Raw genomic sequence first — 13,499 nt, forward strand, 5'->3', positions numbered from 1 at the left:
GCGCTGCGTATCCCGTACTACTGCTGCAATGACAAAACTCCCTCCGCTCTGGACATTTCCCGCTGGCTATGTGGTACTACGTCACCTGCCCGTGGTTGCGTAAACCGCAGGCGAGACTTTGCCCGGTCTGGCTGCAGCAACTGTCATCCGGCCGTGCGACATCCCGCGCGCCCGGCTGCTTTCGTCTGACTCTCAGGAAAGCTTGAACACTTTTCCCAACAATTCGTTGCCGGCTCCCGCGCGCGAATTCTGGGCGGCGACCTGCGCGATCAAATTCTCCACAATCTTCTGAAACACCGCCTGAATGCCGGCTTCGTCATTTTGGCTGACGATCGGCCGGCCAACATCGCCTCCCAGCCGGATCGCCAGGTTGAGCGGCACCTCGCCCAGGAACGGCACGGCAAATTTCTCCGCTGCCTCCCGGCCACCGCCATGCGCAAACACCTCGGTGCGCTGACCGCAATGGGGGCAAATGAAATAACTCATGTTTTCGATGATTCCCAGCACCGGCACTTCCACCTTGCGGAACATGTTGATGCCTTTTTTGGCATCGCTCAAGGCCACATCCTGCGGCGTGGTCACGATCACCGCGCCGGTCAAGGCCACAGCCTGCGAGAGCGTTAGTTGGGCATCGCCGGTGCCAGGCGGCAAATCCACCACCAAATAGTCCAGCTCGCCCCACTCCACCTCGGTGAGAAACTGGGTGATCATACGGCCCACGAGCGGACCGCGCCAGATCACGGCCGTGTCCCCTTCGCTGACATAACCGATAGAGACAATTTTAATGCCATACTTCTCGATCGGTTGAATACGACCCTGCGGCGTGGCATGGAGTTTGGCTTTCAATGTGTCAGTCATCATCGGCACATTGGGGCCATAGATGTCGGCATCCAACAATCCCACCTGCAGCCCGCGTTGCGCCAGGGCCACTGCAAGATTGACCGATACGGTGGTTTTGCCCACGCCGCCTTTGCCGCTGGCGACAGCGATGATATTTTTCGCGCCGGGCACAGGTCGCGGTGGTTGTTGTGGCGGCGTGGGATGAAGGGGATGGTTCATGATCGTCTGCCTGCAGTTTCTAACTGTTAATCCGCACAGCCGTGACTTGGACATGCCATGCGTAGCGGGGAAATGTCTTGGTCATGTTCCTATCCGGCGGTCCACCTCGTGCAACGAATCCCCTGCCCCCTGGATACTCTCACGGGAGCGCAGCCGCCTTGTTGTAGGGAGTGTGCGCTATCCGCGCCTGCGCCAGATGGCGCGGCCAATATAACAAAAAATTTTGGCTTGTCAAATTTTTTTGACGGCCACGCGAGGCATGAGGCTTGGTGCAAATACCGCGGTGCTGTCGATTTGGCCATTGAAAAGAAATGGCCTTGAGTTACACCTCTCAAGGCCATTCGTGTTCGGCTCCCGCTGCCCCAAGACGGGGAATGACGGGGCTGCTACTTCACATACATTTTGTAGCGATCGTTGATGCGACCCCAGTGCAGCCGGGCGATGAAATTATCGATGTACTTTGCCCGGGCCGGACCGTCTTTATGATAATAGGCATGTTCGAACACGTCGCAGGCAATTAGCGGAATGCCACCCCAGATGGCGCCATATTGATGCTCGTCCACCAGCACATTGAGAAGCTGCTTGGACCAGAGAGCATCATACACCAACAGACCCCAACCACTGAGTTTGGCGGAGACGGCCGTGGCCTTGAAATCCGCCTTCCACTTGTCAAAGGAGCCGAATTGTTTTTCGATGGCTTTTAGCACCTCCGGGCCTTTGGCAGGGTCGCCATCACCACCCATCACGGCCCAATACACGTCATGCAGCAGGGCGCCGGAGTGATTCCAGGTGTAGCGCCGCTTCAACTCCCCGATCTCGCTGTAGTTGCCATTGGCATCGGCGGGATTGGCTTTTTCCAGTGCCTGTTCGATTTTGTTGAGCACTGTCACATAGCCTTTGTGGTGGGTATTGTAGTGCCAATCCGTGGTCTCCGGGCTGATCACGTCTTTCAACAGGGTCTTCGCCTCTTCATCGCTGTAAGGGCGAGGGCTCAGGTTGTATTCGTAAGCCATGACATCCTCCTAAAGTAAATAAAAATGCAGGTCAGTTCCCGCCCGGTTTATTGTAGTGGCGGTTGTGAGAAGCTTTTGAACCGGGCGCAATATCGCAATTCCGGTTCACAATGTCAACGTTGAGTTTGGCAGGGTGGACGCGCCACCCGGGGCTGGCCGCGCACGCGCGAAGCGGAGTCGGGAGGAGTCCGGTGCAGAAAAAGACCTTGCATTCTCCCATTAATTTCTGTATTATTCGCGCGCATAAAGATTGGATTCTATGAAAATAAAGGCCGCCCGAAGCAGCCGGTCACAACGCCCGACCACCGGGCAGAAGCCGGCAGAAATCAACAGGCCGAAAGGTCGTGTGCAATGGTGAGACGATAAATCGTTTACGATAGATCGAAGTGGTGAAAGGGATAGGTGACTATCCCTTCTTTTTAGTGCTCGTCCGAACTTGCCGGCTTTGCAGCGATTGTTCCTGCAACGGTCCGGCTGTTGCGTCAAAATTGCCGGAGTCTGCAAGACCTCCGGTTTTGAGAACCCCCGGCTCAGCCGAGGGGCGGGACGTTTTCGGACAGAGACTTTTTCAACTGTTCTTTGACAATCGGTAGAAGCCAATACGGCCAACCCTGTATCAGCTCACTCCCTGCACCGCCACAGAGGAGATTTTCCCTGCACCCGTATGCAGGCGGGATCGAGCTGCATGCAGCGTTTACCTGGTGCCACTTTCTCATGTGCCAGGTAACGATCCGTCAAAGATGAACCTCTTACTATCAACGGGAGAATATGACGTTAGCGCCAAGCAACACGCTCGTGCGGACGCGCCGCCGCGGGCAAAACTCCCACCAAACTTCTAGGAGTGATATGAGAAAAGAGATTTTCATCAACTCCTCGGTTGGCGAAACAAGGATTGCAATCCTTGAAGACGGAAAATTGGTGGAGCTACTGACCGAACGGCCGGAAAATGAGCGCATGGTGGGCGACATCTATCTGGGCAGGGTGGTCAATGTCGTCAAGGGGATGAGAGCCGCCTTTGTGGACATCGGCCTCGAACAAGACGCCTTCCTGCATTTCAGCGACATCGGGGAAACTCTGAGCGATTATCATGCTTTTCTCGATCTGGAGGAGACCGGAGGAGACACCCGCCCTCCGGAACGTGCCACCCCAAACCATCGCCCAATTCCCAAAGAGGGGCAGGAAATCCTGGTGCAGATCATCAAAGAGCCGATCAGCACCAAGGGCTGTCGCATCACCACCGAGTTGTCGATCGCGGGGCGATACATGGTGATCGTCCCCAACAGCGACATGGTGGGCGTCTCCAAGAAGGTGATGAATCTGAAGGAGAAGCGGCGGCTGAAAAAGATCGCCCAGGCGATCAAGCCCAAGGGTTTTGGTCTGATCATCCGTACCGTGGCAGAGGACAAGGACGAGGCCAGCCTGCGTGCTGACCTTGAAAATCTCATGCGGACCTGGCGCAAGACCGAAGCCCGCCTGAAGAAAGAGAAACCTCCCTGCCTGGTTTATAAAGATCTCGCCATGGCCTCCAGCGTGATTCGAGATCTGTTCACGCCCGACATCACCCGCGTGGTGGTCGATTCCCGCCGTCTGCATCAACAAACGGTCAGTTATCTTCAGGAAGTAGCCCCCCAATTCGTGGAGAAGGTCGAGCTGTACCGCGGCAAGAAGCCGTTGTTCGACACCTACGGCATCGAGCAGGAGATCGAAAAGAGTCTGTCGCGCAAAATCTGGACGCGCAGCGGCGGCTACATCCTGTTCGACCATGCCGAAGCGCTCACCGCCATCGATGTCAACAGCGGCAAGTTCATGGGGCGGGGCGGACACGATGAAAACGCGCTGAAGATCAATCTCGAAGCCGCGCGTGAAATCGCCCGGCAGCTTCGCCTGCGGGATATTGGCGGGATCATCGTCATCGACTTCATTGACATGATCGATCCCCGCCTCAAACGCCGCCTGCATGACGAATTCCGCCGTGAGCTCCGCAAAGACCGCGCCCAGTCCAACATCAGCCAAATCAGTGAATTCGGCATGATCGAGATGACGCGCGAAAGGGTGCGCCCCAGCCTGCTCTTCTCCTACTCGGACCCCTGCCCTACCTGCGAAGGCACCGGCCGCGTGATCTCCAAAGCCACGGTGCTCACGCGCATCGAGCGCTGGCTGATGCGCTACAAATTTATCGGCAGCGAGCGCAGTCTCGTGCTGGTGGTCCATTCCGAAATGCAGCGTTTCCTGACCGCCGGTTTGCGCAGCCGGATCCGCCGGCTGATGTGGAAGTATTGGATGAAAATCCAGGTCCTGCCGGATGACACGCTGCGTCCCGAGGAGTTCAAGTTCCTCTCCAAACGAGACGGGCGGGAAATCATGATTTAGTCCGGGGGAACGGCTCCCGTCCAAAAACGTCACCAAAACCGGCAAGTCCGGGCCAACCGAGGGAAATTAGAGCTTGACAAAAAGCGGTGCGTTCGTTACTTTGCGCACCGCTTTTTATTTTCTGCGGAACTGAAAAAAATCGACAAAAAATAACCTGTGGAGTCACGGCATGTATGCCCTGGTGGAAATTGCAGGCGAGCAATTCCGAGTGGAGAAAAACGCCAAGATTCGCACGCAGAAGCTGGCCGGCGAATACGGCACCAGCGTTTCGTTTGATCGGGTGTTGCTGGTGAACAACGAGGGCCAGATGCTGGTGGGGCAGCCGCTGGTGGCGGGTGCCAAGGTGGAAGGCACCATCGTCGATCAGGATCGCGACCCCAAAGTGCTGGTCTTCAAAAAGAAACGACGCAAAGGCTACCGCAAGCTCAATGGCCACCGCCAGCACAAGACCGTGGTTCGTATCGACAATATCATTGTTTAGAATGCCAAGGAGTGAATTGCTATGGCTCATAAAAAGGGCGTGGGCAGCTCGCGCAACGGGCGCGACAGCAACCCGCAATATCTGGGCGTGAAGCGCTATGACGGCGAGAGGGTTCTGGCCGGCAACATTCTGGTGCGCCAGCGCGGCACGCGTATTCATCCCGGCGAGAATGTCGGCCTCGGCAGCGATGACACCCTCTTCGCGCTGGTCACCGGCAGGGTCAAATTCAGCCGGCTTGGAAAAACCAGAAAAAAAGTCAGTGTGATCGCTGAATAAAATCCAACAGGCCAACGAAACCAACTTCGCTTGGCCTTTTTCATTTTGCACGGGCTGAATGGCAATGTGAGAGGAGCACGCTTATGAAGATCACTGTTGTGGGAGCAGGACATGTGGGCGCGACGACCACCCTGCGGCTGGCCGAAAAGCGCCTGGCCAATGAAATCGTGTTGATCGACATTCTCGAAGGCATTCCGGCGGGCAAGGGCCTGGATTTGTGGGAATCCGCACCGGTCGAGGGCTTCGATTGCAAGATCATCGGCTCCACCAATGATTATTCGCTCACCCGGGATTCCGACCTGGTGGTCATCACCGCCGGCCTGGCGCGCAAACCCGGCATGAGCCGTGATGATTTGCAGGTAAAGAATGCCGGCATCGTCAAGGCGGTGACCGAAAGCATCGTCCATCAGTCGCCGCAGTGCAAGATCATCGTGGTCACCAATCCCCTCGACGTCATGACCTACGTGGCGATGAAAGTCAGCGGCTTTGAACCCCATCGTGTCTTTGGCATGGCAGGCGTGCTGGACACGGCGCGCTACCGCACTTTCATCGCGATGGAACTCGGGGTGTCGGTGCGGGACATCAGCGCGCTGGTGCTCGGCGGCCACGGTGATGACATGGTGCCGCTGCCCCGGCTGACCACGGTCGGCGGCATCCCGCTCACCGAGCTGATGAGCCAGGACCGCATCGACGCGATTGTCGAGCGCACGCGCAACGGCGGCGCCGAGATCGTGAAGCTCCTGAAAGAAGGCAGCGCCTATTACGCACCCTCCGCCGCGGTCGCAGAAATGGCGGAATCGGTGTTGCGCGATGCTAAACGCGTGCTGCCCTGCGCCGCCTGGCTGAACGGTGAGTACGGTCTGCACAACGTGTATTGCGGCGTCCCGGTTAAACTCGGCAAAAACGGCGTCGAAAAAATCTACGAACTCAAGCTCACCGAGGCCGAGCTGAAGATGCTGCACGCCTCCGCCGGCCACGTCAAGGAAAGCATCGCGAAGCTCAAGCTGTGAGCCGTACGGCATGAAAGCCAAAGGGCGACGCGCGCGTCGCCCTTTGGCTTTGCACACCTGCCGCTCTTTTCCCCGCTGTCACACTTTCGCCGGCTTGATATCGACTTTGATCGCCGCCCATTTCCCCTGTCGAAAGCGCAGATACGTCAGCACCGCGCGCGTGAGATGCCCCAGGACGATCGCCCGCCACACGTCACCCGCCTGCAAATCGCGCGCGAACTGGAAGTAACCACAATAGCCGAGGGGCACGATAATTTGTGCGATCAGGGTAATGTAAAGCGGGCTGCGCGTGTCGCCCGTGCCCTGCAATCCGCCGGTGTAGACCAGCGCCACGGTGATGAACAAGCCGGAGATGCTCAGGTGATGGAGCAATTGCACGCCGATCTGCACCACCGCCGGCTCGCGCATGCCGAACAGGGCGAGCAAGTGTACGGGAACAAAGAGGAACAATGCGCCCACCGTCGCCGCCAGCGTCAGTCCCAGGCGCGCCGCGGTGTGGGCCGCCAGCCGGGCGCGGTCGATCCTGCCGGCGCCGAGGTTCTGTCCGGTCAGGGCCGCGGTTGCGCTCATCAAACCCACCGAAGTCCAGGTGATTAATGAAAACAGCTCCGTGTAGCCGATGGCATAGGCGGCGTGAGCGGCGGCACTTTGCGACAGCGAGCCGATGAAACGCAGCATCATCACGCCGGCGAGATTCATCGCCACGCCCTGGAAGCCGGTGGGCAGGCCGAAGCGAAACAATGAAGTGATGATGCTCCAGTCGGGCCGCCAGTTCATCGCGCGGGAAAATTGCACCACCAGGCGCTGCGAGAAAAGCAGATAAATCCCCAGCGCGGAAGCAACACCTGCGGCGAGCACGGTGCCCAGTGCCGCACCCGCCGTGCCGAGCACGGGAATGAACAGGAAGTTGAAAATCAAATTGAGCATGGTCATCAGCATGCCCAGGCGCAGCGGTGTTTTCGCGTCGCCGGCAGAACGCAAAGCGCCGCCGAGCATGAAGAACGTCAGCATGCCGATGCTGCACACGAACATCAGGCGCAAATAGGGCAGGGCTTCCGCCGTGACCGCCGGCTGGGCATGCACCAGCTCCAGCAGCGGCGGCGTGCAAAGATAACCGAGCGGCGCCAGCACCAGACACGACAGGGCGAAGGCTGTCAAAAAAGCCTGATAAACCACCCGGTTCACTTTGGCGGCCTCACCGGCACCGGCAAAGCGCGCCACCAACACGCCCATGCCGCTGAAGACGGAGCTGATGAACACCACCACCACCAGAAAAATCTGCCAGCTCACGCCAATGGCGGCGTTGCCACTGTAACCCACCAGTCTGCCCACCATGACATGATCGATGATGCCCTGCAGACCGCCGATGAAATTCTGCAGTACCGTCGGCCACGCCAATTTCCAAAACGCGCGCAGCATCGGGCCATCGATCAGCTCGCGATCGAATTTCCCGGGAGACGATTTTCCTGTCATGTTCATCCTTGTTGGGACGCCGGCGGCGGTGCCGGGAGGTGAGAATGGCAAAGCATTGTGTCATCCTTTTCGTGAGGGCGTCGGCCGTGCCTCTTCGTTTTCCGGCAACAGAACGATCAGCGGCGCCTCCGGCGGGCAACCCAACCGCACCGGAAACCAGTGACCGGCGCCGCTGGAGGTGTAAAGCTGGGATTCTGCGCGGCGGTAGTGTCCCCACAGAAAGCTCTCCGGCGCCCAGCCCTCGAACAAGCTGCGGCCATTCATGCCGATTTGTGCGCCATGCGTGTGCCCCGCCAAGGTCAAATCCACGCCGCGTGCCGCGGCTGGCAGAAAACCCGCAGGCCGGTGACTCATCAGGATTTTAAAGGCCGCGGCCGGCGCGTTTGCCATGGCGGCGGCCACGGTGGTCTCGAGAAAATGCGGCAGATCGCGGCGCAGCAGGCGCTGTGGATCATCCGCGCCACCAAGATACAACTCCGCGCCGTGGTGTTGCAGGCAAACGCCTTCATTGCAGAGCAGCGGCACCGGGCCAGCCGCAAAACACCGCCGCACGGTCTTGATGCCGCGGTAGTACTCATGATTGCCCAGAGAAGCCCACACGCCAAGCGGCGGCTGCAGCGCCGCCAGCAGACGCAACAGATCAGGCAGCAGTGGCAGGCGGTCGGCGAGATCGCCGGTGACCAGAATCAAATCGGGTGTCAGGCCGGCAACGCGCGTGAGCAGACGCTCGACCTCGTCGAGTTGCAGATAGTAGCCGAGATGAAAATCGGAGAAATGCATGATCTTCAAACCATGCAAACCCGCGGGCAGTCGTTTGAATTTGAGCCTGATCGCGGGCAGGCGAATTTCACCGAAGGCTTGCGCCAAGCCACCCGCGCCGGCTGCCATCAGCAGTGCCGGCACGGCCGCCGCCGTCGACAGCAGAAAGCGCCGCCGTCCGGCATCCACTGCTGTTGTGGGGGCGGCGGATTGGCCGCCTCGAGCTTTCCGCCAGCGTGCCAGACGATCACTCGCGATCGCGGGCGGCCACACCAGCAGCAAAGTCGCGGCAAAGAGCGATGCCAAAGCAGTACCTGCCGCTCCCACCTCCATCACAGCCGTTTGCTCGAGGGCTGTGCCCGCAGCCCAAAGCAGTGCACACAACAAACCGCCCGCCGGCATAAACTTGAGAAATGAGCGCACCACGCGCTGTTGCCGCCAGGCCGGCGGACCAAGGCGTGTGCCCCAGTAATTACCCAACGAAGCCAGCAGCAAAAAGACGGCACTCACCATCATGGGGAAATAGTCGCGCATACTCTCCTTGTGTAAGGCCTCAGTGACGTGCAGCACTGAGGCCTTACCTCCTTGGGTTTGGGAATCAAACTTTCCGGTGCGAAACAGGGAGCGGCAAAATACGAAATCACAAAACCGAAAGCACGCACTTCCTGGTTTTTTGCACGGAAATGCCGCGCCGCAGAAATCTGTGCAAGTCTCCGGGCGGGTGTTCCGCTCTGCCGGAAAAACAGCCGGCTTCATTCCTCCCGAATGGCGCTGGCGATGGGAAGCCGCTTCAGTCGTTGCATCGGATAGAAAGCGGCCAGCAGCGCTGCGCCGGATGCAAGCAAAAAGGTTTGCAGATAAGCCGCGGCCTCGAGCCGGAAGGGAATGGCCCAGCCAAAAGTCCGCAGATTGATGACATAAATCAGCACCAATGCCAGGGCGGTGCCGGTCGGCAGCGCGATCAAGCCTGCAAACACGCCCATCAAACCCGATTCCAGCAGGATCATGCGCCGTAATTGCGCAAGCGTCATGCCCACCGCGCGCAAAATACCCAGCTCGCGCGTGCGCTCCACCAGCAGCGACATTACCGCGCTGATAATGCCGATCACCGCGACGATTCCCGCCAAAATCTGCATCACCTGCGTGATGGCAAAACTCTGGTCAAAAATACGCAACACCTCGGCACGCAGCTCGCGGTGGGAATTGATCTCGACGGCGAACCGGCCTGCCACCGCGCGCCGCAGCGCCCGCACGTAGTCAGCGACCGCCACCCCGGGCTCCAAATAAAGCGCGGCATTGGTGATGCGCGGCGGCCCGAAACAGCGGGCATAGGTTTCGTGTGACATCATCACCTGCCCCTGATCCAGCGAGTAGTCGATGATGACCGCCGCGATGGGGAAAGGTTGCAGCCCGGCCAGCGTCGGCAACACCAGCGTGTCGCCCGCGGCCTTGCCAAAGCGCCGGCTGAAAATTTCAGAGACGATGACGTCGCCGGCAAGCAGCCTGGGCCAGTGTTGTGCACCCGTGCCGGTGGTGAAGGTGAATTGGCTGCGTGTCTGCAAAACTTCCGGGCTGACCTCCACGAGGTAGATCGGCGCGCCGCGATAACGGAACTCGGTCGCACCGTACTGAGTGAGCGCCGCAACCCCGGGCTGCCGGGCCAAGAAGTCCAGGAACGCCGGCGAGAGCGTGGCACTCCATTTTGCCGTGGCGAACCCCAGCGGCCGCAGGTAAACATCCCCCTGCAATGCGCCGTTCACCCAATCGTTGATGGTGGCGCGGAAGCTGGTGATCATCAAGCGCATGCCCAGCACCATGGCCAGCGCGAGCATCAAGGCAGCGATGGCTACCGAGGTGCGGCTGAGCGCTGCGCGGATGCTGCGGGTGGCCAGCAGACCCGGCTGGCCGGCATGGCGCTGCGCCAGCGGTGCGCTGATCACGGTGAGCCCAATGGTGAGCAGGGGCGTGAGAAAAATGGCTGCCAGCCCCACGAGCAGGGCAACGAGCAAACCGCCGAGAAAGCTGGTGGAGTGAAGATAGACCAGCAGGCCGAGTATGAGCGCCACGAGACTGGCCGCAGCGAACCAGGGCACAAAAGTGCGGGCGCGCCACTCGAGCGAGGAACGGCGCACGGCCACCGCCGCCGATATGCCGGCAGCTTCGAGCGCGGGCACGACACTGGCAAACAGTGTCGCCACCAGGCCGAGACCGGCCGCTTTGACCATCACCGCCGGCCGCACTGTCACGCCTTCGACTTCGAGGAAAACATACAGCTCTGAAATCGTTGCGCGCACAGCATGCGTGGCATATTGTGCCAGCAGCACGCCGAGCGCCAAACCCAGTGCCACGCCAATACCGCCGACTGCCAGCGCCTCCAGCAGCGCGTTGCCGATGACCTGACGCGGGGTGACGCCCAGGCAGCGCAGTATGCCGATCTGCTTGCGGCGATGCAGCACCGCGAATTCCATGGTGTTGTAGATGAGAAACATGCCGACGAACACGGCGAGAAAGGAGAGCGCGGTGAGATTCAGCCGGTAGGCGCGGATCATCTCCTCCACGCGGCGGCTGCGACCGGCTGGCGGCTCCAGGCGCAGATAATGTGGCAGGGCAGTGCGCAAGCCGGCGATGCGGTCTTCGTCCGCCATCAAATCGATGCGGTCAACATAACCGAGACGGCCGAGCACTTCCTGCGCGCTGCTCAGGTCCAGCAGGAGCAGATTGTCGAAACCCAGGCGTGTCAAGAGTTCCGGCGCCAGCGTGCCGATGACGAAGACTGGGCGCCACTCACTACCGACCAGCAGATGCAGGGTGTCAGGCAGTCGCAGGCCGTGAGTCGCCGCAAAGGTTTCACTGAGCAAACCGGCACCGGGCTGCGTCAGGAGCGGCAGACTGCGGGCGCTCAGCAGGGTGGCGCTGGAATCAGAGAGATTGGAATAGTCGCGAAAGGCTGTGTCAGTGAAGGGATCGATGCCGAGGACATGCACGGCATCATTGTCCGCTTCGCGGCAGGCCGCCACGTATTCCACCACGGGCGTGGCTGTCAGCAGTGACTGGCGCAGGATTGTGGCGGCCATGGTGTCCGGGATGCCGGCCGCACTGCCCAGAATCTGATGCGTGGCCCGGCCCGAGATGGCATCGACGGACTTGCGAAAACTCCGCAGCGCGTTATCATTGGCGAGATCAATGCCGGCCATTACGGCCACCCCAATCGCAATGCCCAGCAATGACAGGAGAGCCTCCAGCGGCCGGCGACGCAGATGACGAAAATTGAAAAGTCGGAGGAGTGTGAACAAGCAGGCCTGCCTCGAGTTGAATCGAAAATAAAAAGATACTTTTGCTGCGCGCCAGAGATCACCGTTTGTCACTCGTCACATTTCTGCACCAGCCTGGCGGGCCTCCTCGGTCCCCAGACTTTTCCACCCCCCGCCATTTTTTAAACACTGCCTCAAGGGAGGTAATTGCCATGCCCGTCCGGCCACCCATCGGGATGAAAATGTCGCGCAGACCTCCTGACCAATGTCACCAATTCCTCAAATAAAGCAAAAAACTCTCACGCAAAAAGTTTTTCTGCAGCAATTGCCAAACAACGAACCCCGGCACCACAAAAATCACACAGATCACCAGGTTTCCCTCGTGCTCTTGGCGGATTGCGTGGTTCAAAAATCTTTGCGGTGATAGTTCAGTTCCTTTTTTGATCTGCCACGGCTTGGCCGTGGCATTGCTGCAGAGCGCATCCCCAGGATCGCAAGATAAAGCCACGGTCAAACCGTGGCAGAACAGTTATTCTTGGCGCGGCCTTACGGCTTCGCATCCTTGTGTGTTTTGGCTTTTGGATTCTATCGCTTCGAAAAAGTTGGCAGCATGGACCGCCAGCTCCGCAGGCAGAAAAGATGACTGCGCTCCCTTTTCATCCTGAATGGGTATGCCAGCACACATGGCGATCACCCTGTTCTCCCGGATCAGAGCGGCACGCCGCCTGAGATCGAGAATGGCAAAATGCGACCATCGCGGACCTGCAGAGCGGAGTCTGCAAAGCGCGCGGCCGCCAGACTGTGGGTGACCAGCAACACGGTTTTTCCGCGGGCCATCGCCAATTGCTGCAGCAAAGCCAGGATGTTGTCTCCGGTTGCGGAATCGAGGTTGCCGGTGGGCTCATCCGCGAGAATTAGGACAGGATCATTGATCAACGCGCGTGCGATCGCCACGCGCTGCTGCTGACCACCGGAAAGTTGATCGGGAAACGCATCCAGGCGGTCTGCCACACCGAGGCTCTGCAGTAATTCCCGCCCGCGCTCATACAAATCTTCAGGCGGCCGGTCGCGGAGCTGTGCCGGCAGCAGGACGTTTTCCAGCACCGTCAGCGTGGGCAGCAGGTTGAAAAACTGAAAAACGAAGCCGATTTTCTCACGTCGCAGCAAGGTCAGCGCAGTTTCGTTCAGGGCGGTCAAATCAACACCATCGAAGAAAATGCGGCCATGCGTCGGACGATCGATTCCGGCAATGAGATTCAACAATGTGCTCTTGCCTGAGCCGCTTGCGCCATAGAGTGCGAGAAACTGCCCGGCGGAAATGGTCAAATTCACCTCGCGCAACGCGACGACCTCCTGACCCTGCCCGCCATAGATTTTGGATACATCCTCCAGCCGAATCAAATGACACCTCGCGCATTATTCCAAGGAAATAAGCCCTCGCACCCTGCTTGCGGGCCGGGCTAAATGAAAACCCAATTTATGCTCAAGACGAGTCGTGTGCAAGCCTTTCGCCGTTGCTCAGCCCCAAATTTGGAGTTCGGCACGCCTAGCACAAAATTGAATTCCAAATGTTTAACTGTGAGACAAGGCTGTAACCTTACTGAGTTTTCTGCAACATAATTCGGCCAATTTCCGCCACCTGGCTGATAATTGTCCGCCAGAAACTGCTTTTCGTGAAGAATCAGTATGTTCAAATTGCCTGCTTAGAAATCAGTTCCGCTGCCGCCGGCCAGCCGAATTTCGATTTAAATTCATTAAAATAAAAGATGGGTCAGCAATCAGATGTTTGTGGGTGATTTTTTTTCCT

At 58.9% G+C, this 13,499-nt stretch carries 11 protein-coding genes; 4 read left to right on the forward strand and 7 right to left on the reverse strand.

The genetic code is table 11. The annotated features are described in order from the left end of the window. Positions 1 to 192 precede the first annotated feature (192 nt). Both ONB52_04735 and ONB52_04740 read right to left on the reverse strand, forming a co-directional pair. A complete protein-coding gene (locus ONB52_04735) occupies positions 193 to 1,059 on the reverse strand; it encodes an Mrp/NBP35 family ATP-binding protein (protein MDZ7415452.1) in 867 nt (288 codons plus the stop codon). Between the two features lie 386 nt (positions 1,060 to 1,445). Continuing rightward, positions 1,446 to 2,072: a superoxide dismutase gene (locus ONB52_04740; protein ID MDZ7415453.1), complete on the reverse strand. Its 627-nt coding sequence runs from the start codon at positions 2,070 to 2,072 to the stop codon at positions 1,446 to 1,448. Positions 2,073 to 2,918: 846 nt separating this feature from the next. Here ONB52_04740 and ONB52_04745 point away from each other — a divergent pair. The 4 genes from ONB52_04745 (at position 2,919) to mdh (ending at position 6,209) form a co-directional block, all read left to right on the forward strand. Further along, entirely contained in the window at positions 2,919 to 4,442 is a 1,524-nt protein-coding gene (locus tag ONB52_04745; GenBank protein ID MDZ7415454.1) for an Rne/Rng family ribonuclease, read from the forward strand. A gap of 169 nt (positions 4,443 to 4,611) precedes the next feature. After that, the gene (gene rplU, locus ONB52_04750; GenBank protein ID MDZ7415455.1) at positions 4,612 to 4,923 is read left to right on the forward strand and encodes a 50S ribosomal protein L21; all 312 of its coding nucleotides are present in this window, start codon (positions 4,612 to 4,614) and stop codon (positions 4,921 to 4,923) included. A 21-nt stretch (positions 4,924 to 4,944) separates the two neighbouring features. Continuing rightward, positions 4,945 to 5,199, forward strand: coding sequence for a 50S ribosomal protein L27 (gene rpmA / locus ONB52_04755; protein MDZ7415456.1), 255 nt, complete (start codon positions 4,945 to 4,947; stop codon positions 5,197 to 5,199). A gap of 83 nt (positions 5,200 to 5,282) precedes the next feature. Further along, positions 5,283 to 6,209, forward strand: coding sequence for a malate dehydrogenase (gene mdh, locus ONB52_04760; protein MDZ7415457.1), 927 nt, complete (start codon positions 5,283 to 5,285; stop codon positions 6,207 to 6,209). 78 nt (positions 6,210 to 6,287) lie between these two features. Here the strand turns inward: mdh and ONB52_04765 are convergent, their stop codons facing one another. From ONB52_04765 to ONB52_04785, 5 genes are all read right to left on the reverse strand, one after another. Further along, entirely contained in the window at positions 6,288 to 7,682 is a 1,395-nt protein-coding gene (locus tag ONB52_04765; protein ID MDZ7415458.1) for an MATE family efflux transporter, read from the reverse strand. Positions 7,683 to 7,742: 60 nt separating this feature from the next. Continuing rightward, positions 7,743 to 8,975 (reverse strand): metallophosphoesterase, encoded by a 1,233-nt coding sequence (locus tag ONB52_04770; GenBank protein ID MDZ7415459.1) that lies wholly within the window; start codon positions 8,973 to 8,975, stop codon positions 7,743 to 7,745. A gap of 218 nt (positions 8,976 to 9,193) precedes the next feature. Then, positions 9,194 to 11,734, reverse strand: a complete 2,541-nt coding sequence (locus ONB52_04775; GenBank protein ID MDZ7415460.1) for an ABC transporter permease — start codon at positions 11,732 to 11,734, stop codon at positions 9,194 to 9,196. A 226-nt stretch (positions 11,735 to 11,960) separates the two neighbouring features. Further along, positions 11,961 to 12,200 (reverse strand): hypothetical protein, encoded by a 240-nt coding sequence (locus ONB52_04780; GenBank protein ID MDZ7415461.1) that lies wholly within the window; start codon positions 12,198 to 12,200, stop codon positions 11,961 to 11,963. 200 nt (positions 12,201 to 12,400) lie between these two features. Then, entirely contained in the window at positions 12,401 to 13,093 is a 693-nt protein-coding gene (locus ONB52_04785) for an ABC transporter ATP-binding protein (protein ID MDZ7415462.1), read from the reverse strand. Positions 13,094 to 13,499 lie beyond the last annotated feature (406 nt).

This window comes from candidate division KSB1 bacterium (genome assembly GCA_034506255.1).
Taxonomy (GTDB): domain Bacteria; phylum Zhuqueibacterota; class Zhuqueibacteria; order Zhuqueibacterales; family Zhuqueibacteraceae; genus Coneutiohabitans; species Coneutiohabitans thermophilus.

Bases quoted from the DNA above. Each gene is read 5' to 3' on its own strand.
- ONB52_04735 (MDZ7415452.1), bottom strand. From the start codon at position 1,059: ATGAACCATCCCCTTCATCCCACGCCGCCACAACAACCACCGCGACCT.
- ONB52_04740 (MDZ7415453.1), bottom strand. From the start codon at position 2,072: ATGGCTTACGAATACAACCTGAGCCCTCGCCCTTACAGCGATGAAGAG.
- ONB52_04745 (MDZ7415454.1), top strand. From the start codon at position 2,919: ATGAGAAAAGAGATTTTCATCAACTCCTCGGTTGGCGAAACAAGGATT.
- rplU (MDZ7415455.1), top strand. From the start codon at position 4,612: ATGTATGCCCTGGTGGAAATTGCAGGCGAGCAATTCCGAGTGGAGAAA.
- rpmA (MDZ7415456.1), top strand. From the start codon at position 4,945: ATGGCTCATAAAAAGGGCGTGGGCAGCTCGCGCAACGGGCGCGACAGC.
- mdh (MDZ7415457.1), top strand. From the start codon at position 5,283: ATGAAGATCACTGTTGTGGGAGCAGGACATGTGGGCGCGACGACCACC.
- ONB52_04765 (MDZ7415458.1), bottom strand. From the start codon at position 7,682: ATGACAGGAAAATCGTCTCCCGGGAAATTCGATCGCGAGCTGATCGAT.
- ONB52_04770 (MDZ7415459.1), bottom strand. From the start codon at position 8,975: ATGCGCGACTATTTCCCCATGATGGTGAGTGCCGTCTTTTTGCTGCTG.